Source organism: Nocardioides jiangsuensis (assembly GCF_019679455.1).
GTDB lineage: Bacteria > Actinomycetota > Actinomycetes > Propionibacteriales > Nocardioidaceae > Nocardioides_C > Nocardioides_C jiangsuensis.
The window spans coordinates 1,300,701-1,320,007 of record NZ_JAIEZQ010000002.1; the positions used below are offsets into that span (position 1 = coordinate 1,300,701).

The window sequence follows — 19,307 nt, forward strand, 5'->3', positions numbered from 1 at the left end:
CGGCAGCCGTCGGTGGTGGGCTCATCCGGGGAGGGCGTCCCAGCCGGCGTAGTCGTGCACGGAGATCCCGGCGTAGCTCGGGGAGCCGGCCTCGGCCGCGTCGACCTGCTGCAGGGCGGTGGCCAGGTCGATGTCGCTCTGGCCGTAGAACGTCTGCTTGCGCGAGATCGCGTCATCGCCGAGGTAGCGGGTCTCCACGGCGAGCCGCGCGGGCTTGCCGGCCGCGGCGGCGGTGGCCAGGGTGGTCGCGCCGACATCGGTGATGCTGTCGGCGCCGGTCACGGTGTTGCGGTAGCTCATGATCGTCACCGCGTCGACCCGATCGAGCACGGCGGCGTCCAGCGACCGCCCTTCGGCCGTGCCGACGGTGTGCAGCCAGAACGCGACGTCGGCCTCCACCGGGAGGGCCGTCGACGCCTCCAGGGCGCCGAGCAGGTCGAGGTACCGGGCGACCGTGCCGGCCTGGTCGGTGTCCCAGGCCGGGTGGCCCCAGGGCTCCACGTCGACGTGCGAGCCGGTGAACAGCCCCGTCGACAGCGCTGCCTCCTGCCACGCGAGCGCCGCGGCGGGGTCGTCGATCCAGCCGGGGTCGCCGCCGAGCGCGTGCAGCCGGATGCCGGTGCCGCGGGCGGCCTTGCTCACCGACCGCACCCAGGAGAGCGCGGAGGAGGAGGAGGGCAGGTTCGGCGGCACCGAGATGAACAGGTCCTGCGCCGAGTGCCGCTTGGCGAAGTTCACCAGCGTCTTGGCCGGGGGCTGGGTCCACACCCACATCGCTCGCTCGGGCGTGGCGGCCTCGGCCGGCGGGTGGGCGAGCAGCACGGAGGCCAGCGCAACGGTGGCGGCCGCCAGCGTGCGCAGGGCGTGGGACGTGCGCAGGGCTGGGGACCGGAGAGGTGCGGACACGAGGTGCTCCCTGGATCGGCGGAACCGCGGCGTCGCGGCGTCCGCCCATCTTGGAGGGTCGCCGGGCCGCGGGGAGCGGATTCGCCCAGTCTTTCCAGGGCGGTCGCCTACGTCCGGGTGCTCCCCGGCACCCGCCCACGCACGGACGCGACGCTCGGCGGCCCGGCACACCCCTGCGTCGTCCCCGGCATGCCGGGTTCCGTCCCCAGAGACCCCGTCCGTGGCCTGGTCCACCGCCGTGGGATCGGGGCTCCGCGCGGTTCTCGGCAGCGCCTAGCGTCCGGTCGGTACGGCGGCGTCGCGGGACGTCGGGACCGTGCCGGGACTGACGGGGAGATGAGGGGAGAGGGGCATGGGCGGACGACGGGTGCTGGTGGTGGCGGTGCTGCTGCCGCTGCTGTGCATGGTGACGGTGGCGTGGGCGGGAACGCGTTGGGTGCCGCCGGACGACACGATCACGCATGTGAGCGGCACGGCCGACCGTGGCTTCCACGTGGAGCGTCACGACGGCTCGCAGCTGTGGACGCCCACGCTGTCCGAGGCGGTCGCCGAGTGCGGGGAGTACGACCGGCTGCTCGCCCGTGCTCGGTGCCGGGTGCAGGTGCGCACCTGGTACCGCGACCTCGGCGACACCAAGCGCGCGCTGCGGTACGCCCGCCTGTACGGGGAGGGGGACGCCACAATGGGCCCATGACCCGCAGCTGGGTGCTCCACGTCGACCTCGACCAGTTCATCGCCGCGGTCGAGATGCTGCGCCGCCCCGAGCTGGAGGGGCGGCCGGTGGTCGTGGGCGGGCGCGGTGACCCGACCGAGCGCGGGGTGGTGGCGACGGCGTCGTACGCCGCCCGTGCGTTCGGGGTCGGGTCCGGGATGCCGCTGCGGACGGCCGCCCGGAAGTGCCCCGACGCGGTGTTCCTGCCCGTGGACGCGCCGGCCTACGACGCGGTCTCGGCGGAGGTGATGGCGACGTTGCGCTCGCTCGACGGGGTGGTGGTCGAGGTGCTCGGCTGGGACGAGGCGTTCCTGGCGGTGCAGACCGACGACCCGGAGGCGTTCGCCGCCGAGGTGCAGCACCGGGTGCTGGAGGCGACCCGGCTGCACTGCTCGGTCGGGATCGGGGACAACAAGCTGCGCGCGAAGATCGCGACCGAGTTCGGGAAGCCGCAGGGGATGTTCCGGCTGACCGAGGAGACCTGGGACGCGGTGATGGGGGACCGGCCCACCTCGGCGCTGTGGGGGATCGGCCGTAAGACCGCGAGACGACTGGAGGCACTGGGGATCACCACGGTGCGGGAGCTCGCGCACGCGGACACCCGGTGGCTGGCCGACGAGCTCGGCCCGACCATGGGGCCGTGGTACCGCCGCCTGGGGCGGGGCGTGGACTCCTCCCCGGTGGTGGGGACGCCGTACGTCGCCCGGTCGCACAGCCGGGAGAGCACCTTCCAGCAGGATCTGACCGCGTGGGACGAGGTGGAGGCGCAGACGCGCCGGCTCGCACGGCAGGTCACCGACGACATCCGCGGGGAGGGGCGTCCCGCGGTCCGGGTGGCGGTCAAGGTGAGGTTCGCGCCGTTCGACACCTACACGCGCAGCCTGACCCTGGACGGCCCGACCAGTGACCCGGAGGTGGTCGTGGCGGCCGCGGTCGAGCTGCTGAACCGGTTGGAGCCGGCGCGGCCGGTCCGGCTGCTGGGTGTGCGCGCGGAGATGGCCCCGCCCCAGGATCAGCCGTCGTAGGAGACCTCGGGGCGCCAGTCGGCGTCGGGGGTCTGCGCGGCGCGGAAGAGCGCCTCCGCGACCAGGTCGGGGGTGAACCGGCCCTCCGCGGCGAGCGTGCCCTTCACGGTCAGCGACATCGCATGGATCCCGGAAGGCGCCAGCGTGGTGTCGAGGCTCAGCAGGAGGTTGCGCAGCGCAGCCTTCTGCACCCCCAGCGAGGCCGCCTCGTACCAGGGCTGGTCGGCTGCCATCGAGCCGGTGGCGGTGATCCGCGCGCCCGCGCTCATGAAAGGCCGGGCGGCCTGGACGGCGGTGAGCAGGCTGGCCGCTCCGAGGTGCACGTCGGCGAGCAGGTCGCGGGCGGTGAGTGTGAGCGGGTCCTGGTGCCGGAAGGCGCTCGGGTTGAAGTGGAGCACGTCGATCCGGTCGGCGAACCGGCCGAAGCGGGTCACCGCGTCGGAGAACGCGTCGGTGTCGGTGATGTCGACGGCGGTCCAGCCGGTGGTGACCCCGTCGGCCTGCAGGGACCTCCCGAGCTCGTCGAGGCGCTCCGTCGAGCGTGCGACCAGCGCGACGTCGTACCCCGCGGCGCCGTACCGGCGGGCGACCGAGGCGCCGACGCCGGGGCCCGCGCCCACTACCAGGACCACCTTGTTGCTCATGCCGCCGACCTTAGTGCCGATGAGATCTCTCGGAAGTGCCCATCACGGTTGTGTCAGCGGATGTCGCGACGTCGGGATCTTTTTTACATTCGGCGTCACAAATCGGGACGTAATGGAACACTTTCCCCACAACTGAACCGGCGCTCCGCCTGCTTGGGGTGCCCTCATGAGTGTCTGGGAGGCCACTTATGCACCGTTTTACCCGTAACGCCGCGGCCGCGCTCGCCGCGGTCGTCGCCTTCTCCGTGTCGGCACCGGCGGCCACCGCCGCTCCGAAGACGGACCACGTCAAGGGCTCCACCGCCCACGGCAAGTCGGCGAAGGCCGCGAAGTCCGACAAGGGCTCGCGGCAGCTGACCGCGGCCCAGCGGAAGGTCACCAAGGAGGCCGCCCGTAAGGACGCCTACCTGGCCCGGCTGCTCGTGAGCAAGGGCCTCGCCGGTCTCGACGACGCCGTCGAGACCGCCCTCCGCGCGAACATCGACGCCGACCGTACGGCGCTCGCCTCAGTCGTGACCGCGGCGGCGACGGCCACCGGCGACGACCTGCAGGCGCTGGCCCGCCAGCTCCGTGGTGTCCGCCCCGAGGGCTACAACACCGTGGTCAACCAGGCACGCCAGGTCGCGCGCCTCCAGGCCGCGACCGTCGCCAACGCTGCCGAGCTCGCCGCTGTCCCGGACGCCGACGCGACGCTGGTCGAGACCAACGCCGCCGCGGTGATCCTGCTCGACGCGTTGGTCGCCGAGCTGGTGACGTTCGACGCGAGCACCACCCGCGCCGAGCTCCGCGCCGCCCAGCGCGACCTCTCGGCCGCGTGGAAGATGGTCGGCGCCGTGGAGGACGCTCTGGAGGTGGAGGAGACCGAGCCTGCGACCGAGCCCGAGACCGAGCCGGAGACTGAGGAGCCGGTCGAGGAGGGGCCGGTGACCGAGGAGCCCGTCGAGGAGGCGCCCGTCGAGGAGGGGCCTGTGACCGAGGAGCCGGCCGACCCGGCTGTCTGACGTCCCGCTCTCTCGCCCAGCGTCAACCAGCTCGCAGCAGTGGGCCGTTCCCCTACCGGGGGAGCGGCCCACTCCGCGTTCCCGGGCATGTTTGGAGCTCGATGGGTACGGTCGGCTCCACACGGAGGTGATGAACCATGACGGGTTGGGTCGGGAACATCGAGGAAGCGACCCTCGGCAACACGAACTTCCGCACGGCGCTGTTCACGGGGACGTCGATGCAGCTCACCGTGATGCGTCTGGCCCCGGGAGAGGAGATCGGGGTGGAGATGCACGACCACCGCGACCAGTTCATCCGGGTCGAGCACGGGCGTGCGCGGGTCACCCTGGGCCCTGAGCGGGACCGGGTCGCGGAGACTCACGACCTCGAGGACGACTGGGTGGTGATCATCCCGGGCGGGACCTGGCACAACGTGGTCAACACCGGGGACGGTGACCTCAAGCTCTACTCGCTCTACGCACCGCCGGAGCACCCGGACGGGACGGTGCACGTCACGAAGGCCGACGCCGACGCGGCGGAGGCCCAGCACCACGACTGAGCCGGTCGCGGGCGGGAGGCCGGCGGCCGCTGGTGTCTCAGGCGGACCGGCGCCGGCTCAGCCCGCGGGACACTCGGCGGTCCCGGGCTCCAGCTCGGGGTGGATCGGCCCGGACCGGTCGCTCAAGGCCGACACGTCCGCCGTACGCCCGTGCCTGACCGCGAGCACCTCCGCCACGATCGAGACCGCGATCTCCGCGGGGGTGTTCGCGCCGATGTCGAGCCCGGCGGGACCGTGCACGGAGTCCAGGGCCTCCTCGGGTACGCCGTTCTCCACCATCCACTCGCGCCGCCGCGCCTGGGTCCGGCGCGAGCCCATGGCACCGATGTACGTCGCCCGGCCGGCCGCGAGTGCGGCCTTGAGTGCGGGTGCGTCCACGCCGTCGTGGTGACTGAGCACGACCACCGAGTCCGCGTCCTCCAGCCTCTCCTCGGCACCGGCCAGGTCGTCGACGATGACGGGCCGCCACCCGAGGACCTCGGCGATCGGTTCGAGGGCGGTCGCCACCTCCCCGCTGCCGACGACGAGCAGCGTGTGCTTCTCGCGCGCCGTGGACGGTTGGGCTGTGGTGCGCGGCTCCTCGGACATGGGTGCTCCTCCGGCTCGGCTGTCTCCCGAAGTTAGCACCGGAGCCACCGGACGAGCAGCGACCGTGCGCGTCGTGTGGCCCGGGGTGTGGCCTACTCGGCGGCGACGGCTTCCTTGCACCCGGCGATGAACTCGTCGACCTCAAGGTCGGTCTCGTCGCCCGTGCGGCCGCCCTTCTCGCCGACGATCTTGCCGTCGATCAGGCCCTGCCCGCAGAGCTCCTCCATCTCCTCGGGCGTCGCCCGGACGCCGATGGTGTCGCGGATCGTCTTCCCGTAGTCCCGTCCGGCGTCACGCGACTCGCCCTGCGAAGGCGGTACCACCTCGGCGGAGCAGGCGGACAGCGCGAGCACTGCCAGGACGACCGCGGCGGCGAGCCGGGGCTTGGCGAGCGCGCTGGGGCGCTGGTTGGCGTGGTCGTCGGCGGCGCGGTTGGCAGCGCGGTTGGCGACGGTGCGGCGGTGCAGGGTTCCCGAGAGCATGCCCGAGATTGTGCCATTACGGATGTCGCATCGAGCTCCCACCTCGCGGAGGCCCGGGCCCAGGCACTGGCCACCCGTCCCGCTCCGCGCTCTGCCCGTCCGTTCTGACGGACATGTTTCGTCGGCATTGATCCGGGTGTCTTCGGTCGGGGACTAGCTGCGGTCAGAGGCGACGACGATGCCGTCCGTCGTGCGGGTTACTAGTCAGGCCACGGCCGGGGATCGTCTTCCACAGATGGGGATCCGCCTGGTTCTGGGTGGCCGGAAAGTGTCGGTGGTCGGTCGTAGGTTGGGGTGATGGAGGCGGTGATCGAGGACCAGGACGCGGCGGGGACGCTGGCGTCGTTGGCTCGGTTGCGTCGGGTCCGGGTGGAGGCGGAGCGGGACGTGTTCTTGTTCGTGGCGCACTTCGCGGACCTGTGCCAGGCCGACTCCCTGCCGAAGGCCGCGGCCCGGGTGGGCGGGGTGTTCACCGGGATGGAGCGGGCGGTGTCCCTGGGTGGGGTGGGGACGCCGCTGGTGCGGGAGTTCGCCGCCTCGGAGGTGGCCGGGGAGCTGGAGATCTCCACCTACGCCGCCCGGGCGCTGCTGGCCGATGTCCTCGACGTGCGGCACCGGCTGCCCCGGCTGTGGGCCCGGGTGACCGCGTGTGAGGTGGCGACGTGGGTGGCGCGGAAGGTCGCGGTCGCGACCCGGGACCTGACACCGGAGCAGGCGTTGTTCGTCGACGCCGGGGTGGCGGAGTACGCCGACGGGCGGTTGTCGTGGTCGAGGTTCGAGACGGTGCTGGAGGCCCGGGTCGTGGAGGCGGACCCGGAGGCGGCGGCGGCGCGGGAGGCCGCGGCCGCGGCGGAGCAGTTCGCGAAGGTCGGCCGGTCCAACGAGCATGGCCAGAAGACGTTGTACGTGAGGTCCACCGCGGCGGTGATCACGAGGATCGACGCCACCTTGGACTACCTGTGCCAGGCGCTGCGGGCGCTCGGGGAGACCGAGAACGCGGACGAGCTGCGGGTCAAGGCGATGCTGCTGCTCGCCAACCCGCTCCAGGCCGTCGAGCTGCTGACCGCCTACAAGCACGCCCACAGCCGCGACGGCCACACCCGTTCCGACCCGTCCGGTCCGAGCGCCGCCGATCCCAGCACCGCCAACCCGAGCGCGGCCGGGCCGAGCGCGGCCAGGTCTGAGGCTGGCACCGAGCCAGGCTGCGATGCGTCGGACGACCACGCACCGGGCTCCGGCGCGGCCCCTGCTGCGGGTGGTCCGGCTCCCGGGCAAGGCACCGGAGCAAGCGGCTCGACGTTCGGTGGTTCGGACGAGGACGAGGACATGCCGCTGCCGTTCGACGGCCCGGCGTCTGGTCCGGCATCCAGCACCACCCCGGACTCAGGGTCGGACTCGACGTCTGGGCCGGATGCCGGGCCGCCGAGGCTCGGCGAGCACGACCTGCACCCCGGCGACAACGACGCCGACGACCCACCCGACCCCGGCCAGGGGACAGCTCTGCCCTGCCCCACCTGCGGGACCGCCGCCTCACGGGCAGCCTCGGCGTCACCGCCAGGCGAGCGCGGGACGCCGCCGACAGGTGACCCGTCACCGTTCACGCAGCCGGCATGGTTCCGCCCCGTCGACCTGCCCACACCAGCGCCCGGCCGTGAACACGTGGTCGGGGTGGACTGGGCCCGGCTGCTGCCCACGGTGACCCTGTACGTGCACCTGACCGACCACACCCTGGCCACCGGCCACGGGGTCGCCCGCTGGGAGGGCGAGGGACCGATCTCCGCGCAGTACGTCCGCGACTTCCTCGGCCCCACCAGCCGCTTCACCATCAAACCGGTGATCGACCTCGCCGGCCAAGCCCCGGTGGACGCCTACGAGATCCCCGACCGGCTCCGCGAGGCGGTGCACCTGCGCACCCCGGCCGACGTGTTCCCGTACGCGTCGAACACCAGCCGCCGGATGGACCTCGACCACACCCGGCCCTACCGGCACGGCGGGTCGGCAGCTCAGACCGGGATGGACAACCTCGGCCCGCTCGGCCGGTTCCACCACCGGGTCCGCACCCACGGCAACTGGGCCGTCGAGCAACCCTTCCCGGGCATCTACCTCTGGCGCGCACCCCACGGCAGCATCTACCTCGTCGACCACACCGGCACCCGCAAGGTCACCGACCCCTGGACCAAGTCCACGGACAACGGCGAGTCACAGCCGCACGACGGCCTCGCGACGGTCACCCCGCTTGAGACCCACTTCGCCCTGATCATTACCGAAGGCGCAGCCTGACCCAGGCTGACGTCTGTCGGGTCACGGCGCCTGCCAGTTCGTCCTGCTGCACGCACTGCCGCGCTTCCATCGACGCCCACACATCGTTGCGCCATCCGTGACGCGATCGGCGCGTCGCCGGCCGCTCGAACCACGGGCTCTGCCCGCGATCGTCGTAGAGGGCTCACCCGCACGCCCCTCACGACGTCAGTGAGATCAAGCGATCCAGGAAGGTCAGCGGGTCACGCTGGAACCGGCTGCGGCGGGACAACGTCCAGTGCAGGTGACTCGGCCATCGAGGGGGGAGCGGACCGATGTGGCAGTTGGCGGGGCACTGACGATGACCGTGGTGTTCTCCGCCTGCTTGCAGTCGGGGAGCGAGAGCACGCCAACCGCGGGGGACTGTGCCGTGGCCATCCGGTTCGAGGGCGTCGTCTACGTCGAGGGCGGGTTCTCCAAGCAGGCCGTCGAGCATCTTGGACGGGCCGACAGAGCGTCGTGCGGAGATATGGGGCGGCCGGATCCGCGCGGCACCTACATCGCGGATGACGCAGCCCGGGTGCCCGTGTGGTCCTTCCCCGGGTATGACCCGGCGCTGGTTGTCGGCGTCCGCGAGTCAGGACAGACCTTTCGTGTGCTCTTCGCCGAGGACCTCCCCACCATCGCGAAACGTGAGATCCGGCAGTCAGGGCTCCTGGACGTCGGCAAGCGGTGAACGGCTCCCTGGAGTGGATGACCCGGCGATCGGCGCCGAGCGCCATCCGGACTCCCCGTTCAGGGCGACATCATCTGATCGACCTCGTGAGGAGTGTCGGCACGTCAGGGCTCGTGGAGCTCGCGCACCACGGAGTCGACCACGGCGACCAGGTCACCGCCGGTAGCCGCCGCCACCTCGCGCTGACGCTGGTACGACGCACCCCGCCTCGGGATCTCCGCGACCGAGGCAAGCTCCGACGCACAGCCCAGCCGCACCGCCACCGGCTCCAGCCGGGTCAGCAGGTCGTCGAGGTCGTCGGTGACCAGCCGCTCGTTGCACTCCGCGTCCAGGATGATCTCCGCATCGAGGCCGTACCGGGCCGCACGCCACTTGTTCTCCTGCACGTGCCACGGCGGCATGGTGGGCAGCGCCTCCCCGGCCTCGAGCCGCTCCTCGAGGTCCACGACCAGGCAGTGGATCAGCGCGACGATGGACCGCAGCTCGCGGACCGTGGGGATGCCGTCGCAGACCCGCACCTCGACCGTGCCGAGGTGGGGCGACGGCCGGATGTCCCAGCGGAGCTCGTTGATGTGGTCGATGACGCCGGTCTTCTTCTGGTCGTGCACGAAGGCCTCAAACTCCTCCCACCGCTCGAACTGGAACGGCAGGCCGGCGGTCGGGAGCTGCTGGAACATCATCGCCCGGTTGCTCGCGTACCCGGTGTCCGTCCCGGCCCAGATCGGCGACGAGGCGGACAGCGCCTGCAGGTGCGGGAACTGGTTCAGCAGCGAGGAGATGATCGGAAGGACGTGCTCGCGCCGGCGTACCCCGACGTGCACGTGCACCCCCCAGATCAGCATCTGCCGTCCCCACCACTGGGTCCGCGCGATGAGCTCCTCGTACCGGTGCCCCGGGGTGAGCAGCTGCGACGACCACTGGGCGAACGGGTGTGTGCCGGCGCAGTAGAGGTCCACGCCGAGCTCGTCGCCCGCCTTCTGGACGAAGGCCAGGGTCTGCTGCAGGTCCTCGATCGCCTCCTGCACGTTCTCGCACACCCCCGTGACCACCTCGACGGTGTTGCGCAGCAGCTCCTTGTGCAGCTTGGGGTCCTGGGTGCCCTCCTCGTCGTACACCCGCGCGAAGAGCTCGGCGGCGGTGTTGGACAGGTCCCGGGTGTCCTTGTCCACCAGGGCGAACTCCCACTCCACCCCGAGGGTCGGCCGCTCTGACGCGGCGAAGTCGATGCCCACCCGTTGATGGAAACACACCCGTCCGGGTAAAGGGAGCGGGAGAGGGGTGGGCATCCGGCCGGGGACCTCCCCGGAGAACCCGGTGGGCGACGACCCGGTCTGGAACAATGTCCGCGGACATCACCAACCTCAGGGGACACAGTGGATGCAGGACAGGCCGACGCGGCACGTCAGGCCGGGCTCGAGCAGTACGACGTCCTCGGGAAGCCGCCCAGCCGTGACCTGCAGGCCCTCGTCGAGCTCGCCGCCCAGGTGTGCGACGTCCCCACCGCCGCGATCAACATGATCACCGCGACCGAGCAGCACCAGGTCGCCGCCGCGGGCTTCGACCGGTCTATCTGCGCCCGCGAGGACTCCATGTGCGCCGCCGTCCTCGGGGAGCCGCTGCCGGTGGTCGTGGCCGACGCCAGCGCGGACCCGCGGTTCGCCGACAACCCCTTCGTCACCGGCTCGCTCGGCCAGGTCCGGTTCTACGCCTCGGCGCCGCTGGTCACCCCGGCCGGCGTCACCGTCGGCCGGCTCTGCGTCTTCGACGACGAGCCGCGGGTGCTGAGCGTCCGCCAGCACGGCGCCCTGCTCGCGCTGGCCGATCGGGTCCTCGACGTTCTCGAGCTCCGCCTGCGCAGCCACCAGCTCGAGCGTTCCCTCGCCGAGCTCACCGCCGCCCGCGACGAGCTCAAGCGCTCCAACGAGCACCTCTCGCTCTTCGCCGGCCAGGTCAGCCATGACCTGCGCACGCCGCTGACCGCGATCCTGGCCAACGCCGAGATGCTCTCGATGGAGCCGACCGTCGTCGAGGACGAGGACCTGGCCTGGATGGTCAGCGGCATCGACCGCGCCGGGCACCGGATGGCCGCCATGCTCGAGGACATCCTGGCCTACGCCCGGGTCGGCGGCGACCTCCAGAGCCGCGACACCGACCTCGGCGAGGTCGTCGCCGAGGTGCTCTCCGACCTCGCTCCCGTGCTCGACGCCCGCCGGGCCGACGTCACCGTGAAGGACCTCCCGGTCGTCCACGCCGACACCCACCAGCTCTACTCGGTGCTGCTCAACCTGCTCGCCAACGCGGTGAAGTTCACCGCCGACGACGTCGTACCGCAGGTGACCGTGGCCGCCGAGCGCCGCGACGACGTCTGGCGGGTCGCGGTCACCGACAACGGGATCGGCGTCGCGGCCGAGCGGCGCGAGGACATGTTCGTGCTCTTCTCGCGCGCCGACAAGCGGGTCGACGGCAGCGGCATCGGCCTGGCCACCGCCCGCCGGGTCGTCGAGGCGCACGGCGGCCGGATCGGCATGCAGGCGGCCGACCCCCAGGGCACCACCGTCTGGTTCGAGCTCCCCGCCTGAGCGGTCACCAGCCGCGCGGCGCGATCCCGTTGGTGAGGCGTACGGCGAAGAAGCCGGTGTTCCCGTCGGTGTACCAGACCTGGCGCCGCTTCATGTCCCACGCGGGCGCGGACATCGCGTGCGCCCCCTCCTTGCCCGGCTTCACCCCGGGGGCCAGCGGCCGGTTGAAGTAGCCGACCTCCCGCGGGTTGCGCGGGTCCCGGATGTCGAAGATCCGCAGGCCCGACGCGATGAAGCTGCAGGCGACGAGCTTCGGGTCGACCGCGCGCGGCACGGAGCAGTAGTGGCCGGCGTACCCCTGCACCGGCGACTGCGCGCCCGGGTCGTCCTGCGACGCCCCGCGGCGGGCCCATGGCTGGTTCACCTGGAGCCGGATGTTCGACACCACACGCGGACGGCGCTCGTCGTCGATGTCGATCAGCCGCGCGGCGCCCACCTCGGCGTCCGGGTTGTAGAGCTCGGGGGAGTCGATCCGGTAGTTGGCGAACTCGTCGACCTCGAAGAGGTACTCGTGCCCCCTGATCGTGATCGGGATCGGCACCTGGGGGATCGACCCGCTGCGCCAGGCCAGCTTGCTGACCACCGGGACCTCCGGGTCGGGCCTGCGGGCCTGGATCTGGCTGACGTCGAGGACCACCAGGCCGCCGTTGGACAGGACGCCGTCGCCCGGCTCGCCGATCTCCGCGACGTAGAGCCGGTTGCCGTCCCCGCTGACGCGCATGCCGTGGTACACCACGCCCGCCCGCGTCCAGATCGGCCGGGGGAGCCGCGGGTCGGTGAGGTCGACCGCGGTCAGGGTCTGCCCTGAGGCCGAGGCCACGTAGAACGTCCGGCCGTCGGAGGCGAAGCCGCTCTCGTGGCCGAGCAGGCCGGCGGGAGTGCTCGACAGCAGCCGCGGCGTCCGGCAGTCGCCCCGGACGTCGTAGACGTCGAGGACGCCGGCGTTGGTGGCGGCGTTGCCGGTCACCGCGACCAGCAGCCCGCGCCGCTTGTTGAGCAGCAGCGACTCGTGCGGGCTCTGCATCGCCGGGGTCACCAGGTTGGCGGTACGGCGCGGACGCGACGGGTCGCTCATGTCGAGCGCGATGACGCCGGTGCCCTCGGCGCCGACGTTGTAGGGCACGTCGACCGGCAGCATCAGCGTCGAGTCGTAGTAGGCGCAGCGGTGGCCGGCGCGGTCGACGTACCGCAGCACCTTGAACCCGCCGCTCTGGCCGTGGTGCCCGACCAGCCTGGCGTTGCAGGTGTACCCCTTCTGTGCGCGCCCGGTCCGGTAGTCGCCGGCGGGCACCCGCCCCTGGATCGAGGTCTCCGGTCGCGACCCCGGACCGCAGTCCGCCCGGGGCACGGCTGTCAGCGGCACGTCCCCCTGGGCGCTCGACGTGGTGGCCAGCAGCCCTGCCCCGAGCGCGGCGACGCCGACGAGGGCGACGAGGCGCAGCAGCAGGGCGCGACGGTTCGGGTGCTCGGGTGCGCGAGTCATGGGTCCCCTTCGACGGTAGGAACCTAGAACGCGGAGCGGCCCGCTTGGTTACGGGTGCCGGCGCCGCCGACTGCCTACGGTGACGTGGAGGTCGTCGGGGTGGGCTCCGCGGTGGGGGTCGGCTCGGGCTCCGCCGCCGGCTCGGTGGCCTCCGCGGTGGGCGTCGGCTCCGGCTCCTCGGCCGGGGTCGGCTCGGTGGTCGGCTCGCTGTCCGTGGTGGCGCTCGGCTCCCCGGCGGTCGGCTCGGAGTCCGGGTCGGAGTCCGTCCCACCCGTCGTCGTCCCGTCTCCCGACGCCGTCGGGCTCGCGCCGGCCCCGGGGCCTGCCGAAGGGCCGGCGGTGCCGCTCGGCGTCGGTGACGCCGAGGCGGAGGCCTCGGTCCGGCTCGGGACGAGCGGGCCCTGGTCGCGCTCGATGATCGCGATGATCTGCTCCTCGTACGACGTCAGCCGCGCCTGGATCTCGCCGAGGGACAGCCCCTCGAGGTCCGCGCCGAACGCCGCGATCTCCTGCCACAGCGCGGTGAGCTCCTCCATCGCGAGGTCGCTGAGCGGGCCCTCGATGGTGAGCACGAGCTGGCGGGCCAGGGCCGCGGTGACGCAGGAGATGCAGTTGTAGTTGACCGCGGCCGCGAGGTTCTGCGGCACGATCGTGTCGCTCTGGCCGACGACGAGCACCACCTGGAAGGCGATCGCGACGGTGGTGCAGTCGCGGCAGCTCGCCAGCGCGTAGGCCGAGTTGACGTTGTCGGTGGTGTCGCCCTCCGCCCAGACGAGCGCGAACGCCACGTCGTAGAGCGTGGAGCCGTCCTCGGTGTTGACCGCGAGCGCCTGGTTGTCCCCCTCACCGGGGGCGGGCGGCCGGTTGAACGGGAAGACCCAGGTCTGGTCGTCGGCGGTGGCGACGTCGCCGGCCCCGGGGGCGCCGCCGGTCCCGGTGCCGGTGCCGCCCGTGGTGACGGTCTCGGACGCGGTGGCCGGGCCTCCTTCGCGGGGCACCAGCACCACGGCCAGCGCGGGCTCGTCGGCGGTGGGCAGCGGCTGGCTCGCCGGCCACAGCGTCGCCGAGCGGGAGACCACGCCGGGGGCGAGCCCGGCCGGCGCGGAGGCCAGGGGGAGCACGTCGGTGAGGGTGCCGCGCTCGTAGGAGCGGATCGGGCGGTAGCGGTCCTCCTCGGGCCACCAGGCCCAGGCCAGCGCCGCGACGATGGCCAACGCCACGACGACGGCGAGGGCACGCTGCGCGGGCTTGCCCTCGGTGGCCGCCCAGACGCGGGTGGTGGTGCGCCGTACCAGCCGGACCAGGATGTAGGCGGTGCCGAAGACGGGCAGGCCGATCGCCACGATCGACAGCAGCCGGGTCGCCATCTCGAGCACGTCGCCGGACCCGAAGGCGGTCCGGAACGTCGCCCACTGGTTGCCGATGCTGTCCCAGGCGGTGGCGGCCACGCGCGGGAAAGCGACCACCATCACGACCATGCTGGCCACGAGCAGCGGCACCACGAGCAGCACCCACACGCTGACCACCGTGCGGGCCCAGGGCTTGAGCAGCTTGGTCTCGGGCTTGTGCCAGTTCTGCGGGAGGAGCCCGAGCAGGATCGGCTTGATGTGGTGGTACAGGTCGGGGACGCCGGTGACGTCGGCGAGCACGTGGTAGCCGTCGAAGCGGACCAGGGGAGCGAGCTGCCGGATCATCTGCAGCACCTGGGTGACGATGACGAGCAGCAGGGCGTCCCACTGGTTCACCCACCACAGGCCGAACATCGCGACGGCGACGATCGCGTTGAAGTAGAGGCCGCCGAGGTCGGTGCGGACCCGTCCGCCGCGGCCGAGGCGGTAGCTGTCGGTGACGTCGGTGTAGAACGCCGGCCACACCAGGTACAGGCCCATGCCCATGGCGCCCGGGGTGGAGCCGCCGTACCGCGCCGCCGAGGCGTGCCCGAACTCGTGGAAGCCGGCGGAGAGCACGGTGACCGCGAAGACCACGAGCAGCAGCCCCGGCTGGTAGATCGCCTCGTGCGCGGCGGAGGCGAGGCCCTTCTCGAAGAGGACCCACCAGCAGATGACGAGGAACCCCGCGAGCACGAGCGCCACCACAAGGGGGTTGAACAGCGCGGCGAACGGGGCGGTGATCCGGCGGGTCGCGGCGGGGTCCGAGACGACGTACTTGAACCGCAGGCCGAGCAGCGGGTTCGCCTTCTTCACCGCCGGCTGGGTGCCGTCGGCGAGGCGGAGCAGGCCGAGCGGGAGCAGCTGCTGCTGCACGAGCGTGGCCACGTTCTCGGCCGAGACGGTCCGGTCGAAGCGGTCGCTGACGTCGGCTGCGATATCGGCGTGGGTACGGCGGCCGTCGACCGCCGCAAGGACGAGGTAGAGCAGCCGGGTGAGCTGGATGACCTGGCCGTCCGCACGGCGCACGAGAGCCGGGGGAGTCCGGTAGCCGGACCCCCGCATCTCCCCGATCAGCTCGACCCCGTCGGCCAGCGCCGGTGCCGCCGGCTCGGGAGGAGCCGACGGCCCGGTGGTCACGCTCACCGGTGGGCGTTACTGCTGGATGTCGGAGGTCTGCTCGGCGTTGGCCTCGGCTGCCCCCTCGATCGACTGGTTGATGACGGCGTCCTGCTGCGCGACGGCGACCGCCTCGGAGCCGACCGAGCCCACGTTGGCGGACACGGCGGCGTCGATCGGGGCGGCGACGTTGGCGTTCGCGGCCACGGCACCGTCGATCGGGGCGGCGATGTCGGCGTCGGCGGCGACGTTCACGTCGACGTTGAGCAGGTCCCCGTCGAGCGCGCCCGCGGCCGTGGTGGCGCCCTCGGTGACCCCGTCGGTGACCCCGCCGACCGTGCCGTCGGTGGTGCCCTCGGTGACCCCGTCCACGGTGCCGCCGAGGTCGGTGCCCGACGTGGTGCCGTCGGCGGTCCCGTCCGTGGTGCCGGAGCCGTCGTCGATGGTGTCGTTGCTCTGGTCGATGCCGGAGTCCTGGGTGGCGTTCGCGGTGGCGTCGGCCTCGATGCCCTGGTTGATGCTGACGTTCTGGTCGGCCAGCGACTGGGCGGTCGAGTCGAACGACAGGATGTTGGCGCCCACGGCGGCGTCGATCGGCGCGGCGACGTTGGCGTTGGCGGCGATGGCCAGGTCGATCGGCGCGGCGGCGTCGATGGCGAGATCCAGGTCGGCGTTCAGGTCGAGCAGCGACACGACCTCCTTGTCAGGAAGGGCGGTTGCTCCCTCGGCCGCCAGCTCGTCTGCGCTCAGCGGTGCCTTCTCCACGTCGCTCATGTCCCCCTCTTTTCTCCCTGTACCCGCGGACGCGGGTCGTGGGGGTTTGTTACCCCGGCGGGCTGCGGACAAACCTGACAGGTGGAAGCATGAGCGCCGTGTCCGCACATCTGGTCTCACCCTCCGGGTCCGAGCTCGCCGCGCTCGTGCCGACGTCCGGTCCGCGCGGCAGGCTGGTCCTGGGGGTGTGCGGGTCGCCGGGCGCGGGCAAGACGTCCCTGGCCGAGCACCTGGTCCGTGCGCTCCGCGCGGCCGGCCGGAGCGCCGCGCACGTGCCGATGGACGGTTTCCACCTCGCCGACGCCGAGCTCGCGCGGCAGGGCCTGTCCGCGCGGAAGGGGGCGCCGGAGACCTTCGACGCCTGGGGGTACGCCGCGCTGCTGGCACGGCTCGCGGAGCGCCCGCCGTACCCGGTCTACGTGCCCGGCTTCGACCGGACCCTCGAGCAGCCGCTCGCCGCCGCGGCGTCGGTCGGCCCCGAGGTGGAGGTCGTGGTGACCGAGGGCAACTACCTGCTGCTCGACCGGCCGGAGTGGCGGGCCGTGCGCGGGGAGCTCGACGAGGTGTGGTTCGTGACCGCCGAGGAGCCGGTGCGCACGGCCCGGCTCCTCGCACGGCACGTGGAGTTCGGCAAGGAGACCGACGAGGCGCGCGCCTGGGTGGCGTCGGTGGACGAGCCCAACGCGCGCCTCATCGAGGCCTCCCGCGGGCGGGCCGACCGCGAGCTCGACCTGACCGGGTGGCGGCCGGCCTGACCGGCCGCCACCCGCTCACTCGACCGCACCGGCCGGACGGCGGCTCAGACGCCGACGGAGTCGACCACCTCGGCGGCCGGGGTACGGCGCAGGTGGGCGGTCGACGGGTCGCCGCCGAGGACCCCGAGGTCGACCTCGAACCGGGTCCGGGCGGGTGAGCAGAGCCCGACCCGCCACAGCCCGGTGGCGTGGTGGTGCTCCTCGTCGGTGACGGTCAGCGTCCCCACGCCGACCTCCGGCCACGCGGAGTGCACGAGGCGACGGCTCAGGGACAGCGCGTCGTCGCGGGGGAGCGCCGGCTGCCCCTCCGGGTTCGCGAGCATGGTCTCGAACGCGGCGAGGACGGCGGCGCCGAGCGGGGGACGCGGCGTTCGGGCGCCGACGCCGAGGGACAGCACGATCCGCGCGGTGGCCAGGCGGGTCGGCCAGGTCGCGTGCAGCCGTGCCACCTCCATCGCGTGCGGCGGGGGCGGTGTGCCGACCCGGCGCAGCATGGCCTCGAGCGCGTCGACGTACGGCGTCTCGTCCCACCGGCTCCCCTCGGGATGCGGGTCGTCGAGGTCGAGGACGAAGACCTCGTCCGGCGTCGCGTCCAGCGTGGGTCCGACGGCGACGGTGACGCGCAGGACGTCGACCCGGCCGAAGTCGAGGTGCTCGTCGCCGCTGGTCATGGCACCAGCCTGCGACCGCCGGGGGCGGGGCGCAAGACGACGACCCTAGAGTCGCGAGCCGATGGCGGCGAAGGCGGTGCACATGACGAGGAGGCCGAGGATCAGCGGCCAGGTGAACCGGAGCCACTGGTCGTAGCGGACCCTGGCCAGGGCCAGGCCACCCATGACGACCGCGGAGGTCGGGGTGATCAGGTTCACCACGCCGGACGCCGACTGGTAGGCCGTGACCACCATGGCGCGCGGGACGTCGGCGAAGTCGCCGAGCGGCGCGAGGATCGGCATGGCGACCGCGGCGTGGCCCGAGGTGGACGGCACGAGGAACGCCAGCGGCAGGTTGATCAGGAACATCAGGCCCCCGAACACGGCCGCGGAGGTGTTGCTCACCGCGTTCTCCATCGAGTGCAGGACCGTGTCGGTGATCTGCGAGTTGTTCATGATCACGGTGATGCCGCGCGCCAGGACGATGATCAGCCCGACCCCGACGAAGTCACCGGCGCCCCGCACGAGCGTGTCGGTCAGCCCCTTCTCGCCCAGGCCGCCGATCAGACCCACCACGATCGCCATCACGATGAACAGCGCGGCCAGCTCGGGGAAGTACCAGTCCAGCTGCCAGGGGTAGCTGTCGGCGTTCGGCCCGTTGATCACCTGCGCCCAGGGGACGATGGCGAAGATCATGAAGGCGAACGTGAAGCCGACGATGGCGAGCACGCTCTTCTGCTTCCCGGTGAGGCTCGGTGGCACCACGACCAGGTCGGGGTGCTTCTTCGCGAACTCGCCCGTCTGTTCCGCGCCGCGGGCCGCGAGGAGCCTGTCCTCGTCGGTGAGCCCGACGAGGGACGTCGATGGGTCGGCCTTCACCTTCTTGGCGTAGCGCAGCACGAACAGGATGCTGAGCGGCACCAGCACGAGGTACATCAGGAACCGGAAGGCGATGCCGTCGCCGAGCGAGATGTCGGCGGCGTCCGAGGCGACGCCGGTGGCGAAGGGGTTGACCGTGGAGGCGAGCACACCGACCCCGGCCCCGATCATGATGGTGGCCGCCGCGACCATCCGGTCGTAGCCGAGGCTGAGCATGAGCGGTACGACGAGCGCGTAGAAGCCCAGCGTCTCCTCGGCCATGCCCTCGGTGGTCCCGCCGATGGAGAACAGCACCATCAGCATGACGATCACCAGCGCACCGCGGTTGCCGAAGCGCTGCGCGACGTGGGCGACGCCGTTGTCGATGGCGCCGGTCTGCATCGACATGGTGATGAAGATGCCGATGGCGACGACGAACAGGAAGACGCCGGCCGCGCCGAACAGCTCTCCGGCCTCGTAGGGGCCGATGAACCCGGTGTCGCCGCTCTGGACGCCGTACAGGCCGTTGACCGGGCTCAGGAACAGCTGCATCAGCCGGTCGGTGAACGACAGGCCGGCGTCGACCGCGTGGTAGCTGCCCGGGATCGGGCGTCCGTCCGGGGTCGTCCGGTAGCTGCCCGTGGGGATCACGAACGCCAGCAGCCACACGAACACCGTGACCGCGAAGAGCACGGTGAACGCGCTCGGGAAGGTGAACTTCCTCTTCTTGTCGCCGGCCGGTCGCCCGCCGGCCGGTCGCGCTTCTGCGGTGGCCATGTGTCATCCCTCCGCGGGCAAGCAGGAACCCCCGTTCCCCCCAGCGTGACAGC

18 protein-coding genes are annotated in these 19,307 nt (G+C 72.3%); 8 read left to right on the forward strand and 10 right to left on the reverse strand.

All coding sequences use genetic code 11. From position 1 onward, the window contains the following. Positions 1 to 21: 21 nt before the first annotated feature. Positions 22 to 906 (reverse strand): hypothetical protein, encoded by an 885-nt coding sequence (locus tag K1X13_RS14600; RefSeq protein ID WP_221025746.1) that lies wholly within the window; start codon positions 904 to 906, stop codon positions 22 to 24. 352 nt (positions 907 to 1,258) lie between these two features. Here K1X13_RS14600 and K1X13_RS14605 point away from each other — a divergent pair, with 352 nt between their 5' ends. Both K1X13_RS14605 and K1X13_RS14610 read left to right on the forward strand, forming a co-directional pair. Continuing rightward, the gene (locus tag K1X13_RS14605) at positions 1,259 to 1,600 is read left to right on the forward strand and encodes a hypothetical protein (RefSeq protein WP_221025747.1); all 342 of its coding nucleotides are present in this window, start codon (positions 1,259 to 1,261) and stop codon (positions 1,598 to 1,600) included. Beyond that, the gene (locus K1X13_RS14610; RefSeq protein WP_221025748.1) at positions 1,597 to 2,643 is read left to right on the forward strand and encodes a DNA polymerase IV; all 1,047 of its coding nucleotides are present in this window, start codon (positions 1,597 to 1,599) and stop codon (positions 2,641 to 2,643) included. The genes K1X13_RS14605 and K1X13_RS14610 overlap by 4 nt, the downstream gene beginning before the upstream one ends. Here K1X13_RS14610 and K1X13_RS14615 read toward each other — a convergent pair. Next, on the reverse strand, positions 2,631 to 3,287 hold the full coding sequence (locus K1X13_RS14615; protein ID WP_221025749.1) for an SDR family NAD(P)-dependent oxidoreductase: 657 nt from the start codon (positions 3,285 to 3,287) through the stop codon (positions 2,631 to 2,633). The genes K1X13_RS14610 and K1X13_RS14615 overlap by 13 nt on opposite strands. A gap of 188 nt (positions 3,288 to 3,475) precedes the next feature. On the opposite strand from K1X13_RS14615, the gene K1X13_RS14620 reads away from it, so the two are divergent. Both K1X13_RS14620 and K1X13_RS14625 read left to right on the forward strand, forming a co-directional pair. Further along, entirely contained in the window at positions 3,476 to 4,288 is an 813-nt protein-coding gene (locus K1X13_RS14620; protein WP_221025750.1) for a hypothetical protein, read from the forward strand. A gap of 137 nt (positions 4,289 to 4,425) precedes the next feature. Then, positions 4,426 to 4,827 carry a cupin domain-containing protein gene (locus K1X13_RS14625; RefSeq protein ID WP_221025751.1) on the forward strand — a complete coding sequence of 134 codons (402 nt, stop codon included), beginning with the start codon at positions 4,426 to 4,428 and terminating at the stop codon, positions 4,825 to 4,827. A 57-nt stretch (positions 4,828 to 4,884) separates the two neighbouring features. On the opposite strand, the gene K1X13_RS14630 is transcribed toward K1X13_RS14625, so the two are convergent. After that, positions 4,885 to 5,415 (reverse strand): XdhC family protein, encoded by a 531-nt coding sequence (locus K1X13_RS14630; protein ID WP_221025752.1) that lies wholly within the window; start codon positions 5,413 to 5,415, stop codon positions 4,885 to 4,887. Between the two features lie 92 nt (positions 5,416 to 5,507). Further along, positions 5,508 to 5,897 (reverse strand): hypothetical protein, encoded by a 390-nt coding sequence (locus tag K1X13_RS14635; protein ID WP_221025753.1) that lies wholly within the window; start codon positions 5,895 to 5,897, stop codon positions 5,508 to 5,510. Between the two features lie 297 nt (positions 5,898 to 6,194). Here K1X13_RS14635 and K1X13_RS14640 point away from each other — a divergent pair, with 297 nt between their 5' ends. Both K1X13_RS14640 and K1X13_RS14645 read left to right on the forward strand, forming a co-directional pair. After that, on the forward strand, positions 6,195 to 8,177 hold the full coding sequence (locus tag K1X13_RS14640; protein WP_221025754.1) for a hypothetical protein: 1,983 nt from the start codon (positions 6,195 to 6,197) through the stop codon (positions 8,175 to 8,177). Between the two features lie 319 nt (positions 8,178 to 8,496). Further along, complete coding sequence (locus K1X13_RS14645; protein WP_225914986.1) at positions 8,497 to 8,871, forward strand: DUF6281 family protein; 375 nt, start codon at positions 8,497 to 8,499, stop codon at positions 8,869 to 8,871. A 104-nt stretch (positions 8,872 to 8,975) separates the two neighbouring features. Here the strand turns inward: K1X13_RS14645 and K1X13_RS14650 are convergent, their stop codons facing one another. After that, complete coding sequence (locus tag K1X13_RS14650; protein WP_221025756.1) at positions 8,976 to 10,103, reverse strand: glutamate--cysteine ligase; 1,128 nt, start codon at positions 10,101 to 10,103, stop codon at positions 8,976 to 8,978. 141 nt (positions 10,104 to 10,244) lie between these two features. Here K1X13_RS14650 and K1X13_RS14655 point away from each other — a divergent pair, with 141 nt between their 5' ends. Further along, the gene (locus tag K1X13_RS14655) at positions 10,245 to 11,450 is read left to right on the forward strand and encodes a sensor histidine kinase (protein WP_221025757.1); all 1,206 of its coding nucleotides are present in this window, start codon (positions 10,245 to 10,247) and stop codon (positions 11,448 to 11,450) included. Positions 11,451 to 11,454: 4 nt separating this feature from the next. On the opposite strand, the gene K1X13_RS14660 is transcribed toward K1X13_RS14655, so the two are convergent. From K1X13_RS14660 to K1X13_RS14670, 3 genes are all read right to left on the reverse strand, one after another. After that, entirely contained in the window at positions 11,455 to 12,933 is a 1,479-nt protein-coding gene (locus K1X13_RS14660) for an LVIVD repeat-containing protein (RefSeq protein ID WP_221025758.1), read from the reverse strand. Between the two features lie 74 nt (positions 12,934 to 13,007). After that, the gene (locus K1X13_RS14665; RefSeq protein WP_221025759.1) at positions 13,008 to 15,467 is read right to left on the reverse strand and encodes a zinc metalloprotease; all 2,460 of its coding nucleotides are present in this window, start codon (positions 15,465 to 15,467) and stop codon (positions 13,008 to 13,010) included. Between the two features lie 9 nt (positions 15,468 to 15,476). Further along, positions 15,477 to 16,214 carry a hypothetical protein gene (locus tag K1X13_RS14670; RefSeq protein ID WP_221025760.1) on the reverse strand — a complete coding sequence of 246 codons (738 nt, stop codon included), beginning with the start codon at positions 16,212 to 16,214 and terminating at the stop codon, positions 15,477 to 15,479. A 98-nt stretch (positions 16,215 to 16,312) separates the two neighbouring features. On the opposite strand from K1X13_RS14670, the gene K1X13_RS14675 reads away from it, so the two are divergent. Beyond that, positions 16,313 to 16,969, forward strand: coding sequence for a nucleoside/nucleotide kinase family protein (locus K1X13_RS14675; RefSeq protein ID WP_308249565.1), 657 nt, complete (start codon positions 16,313 to 16,315; stop codon positions 16,967 to 16,969). A gap of 44 nt (positions 16,970 to 17,013) precedes the next feature. On the opposite strand, the gene K1X13_RS14680 is transcribed toward K1X13_RS14675, so the two are convergent. Beyond that, entirely contained in the window at positions 17,014 to 17,640 is a 627-nt protein-coding gene (locus K1X13_RS14680) for a hypothetical protein (protein ID WP_221025762.1), read from the reverse strand. A 45-nt stretch (positions 17,641 to 17,685) separates the two neighbouring features. Continuing rightward, the gene (locus K1X13_RS14685) at positions 17,686 to 19,254 is read right to left on the reverse strand and encodes a YfcC family protein (RefSeq protein WP_221025763.1); all 1,569 of its coding nucleotides are present in this window, start codon (positions 19,252 to 19,254) and stop codon (positions 17,686 to 17,688) included. Between the last annotated feature and the right edge of the window lie 53 nt (positions 19,255 to 19,307).

Bases quoted from the DNA above. Each gene is read 5' to 3' on its own strand.
- K1X13_RS14605 (WP_221025747.1), top strand. From the start codon at position 1,259: ATGGGCGGACGACGGGTGCTGGTGGTGGCGGTGCTGCTGCCGCTGCTG.
- K1X13_RS14610 (WP_221025748.1), top strand. From the start codon at position 1,597: ATGACCCGCAGCTGGGTGCTCCACGTCGACCTCGACCAGTTCATCGCC.
- K1X13_RS14615 (WP_221025749.1), bottom strand. From the start codon at position 3,287: ATGAGCAACAAGGTGGTCCTGGTAGTGGGCGCGGGCCCCGGCGTCGGC.
- K1X13_RS14620 (WP_221025750.1), top strand. From the start codon at position 3,476: ATGCACCGTTTTACCCGTAACGCCGCGGCCGCGCTCGCCGCGGTCGTC.
- K1X13_RS14625 (WP_221025751.1), top strand. From the start codon at position 4,426: ATGACGGGTTGGGTCGGGAACATCGAGGAAGCGACCCTCGGCAACACG.
- K1X13_RS14630 (WP_221025752.1), bottom strand. From the start codon at position 5,415: ATGTCCGAGGAGCCGCGCACCACAGCCCAACCGTCCACGGCGCGCGAG.
- K1X13_RS14635 (WP_221025753.1), bottom strand. From the start codon at position 5,897: ATGCTCTCGGGAACCCTGCACCGCCGCACCGTCGCCAACCGCGCTGCC.
- K1X13_RS14640 (WP_221025754.1), top strand. From the start codon at position 6,195: ATGGAGGCGGTGATCGAGGACCAGGACGCGGCGGGGACGCTGGCGTCG.
- K1X13_RS14645 (WP_225914986.1), top strand. From the start codon at position 8,497: ATGACCGTGGTGTTCTCCGCCTGCTTGCAGTCGGGGAGCGAGAGCACG.
- K1X13_RS14660 (WP_221025758.1), bottom strand. From the start codon at position 12,933: ATGACTCGCGCACCCGAGCACCCGAACCGTCGCGCCCTGCTGCTGCGC.
- K1X13_RS14670 (WP_221025760.1), bottom strand. From the start codon at position 16,214: ATGAGCGACGTGGAGAAGGCACCGCTGAGCGCAGACGAGCTGGCGGCC.
- K1X13_RS14680 (WP_221025762.1), bottom strand. From the start codon at position 17,640: ATGACCAGCGGCGACGAGCACCTCGACTTCGGCCGGGTCGACGTCCTG.
- K1X13_RS14685 (WP_221025763.1), bottom strand. From the start codon at position 19,254: ATGGCCACCGCAGAAGCGCGACCGGCCGGCGGGCGACCGGCCGGCGAC.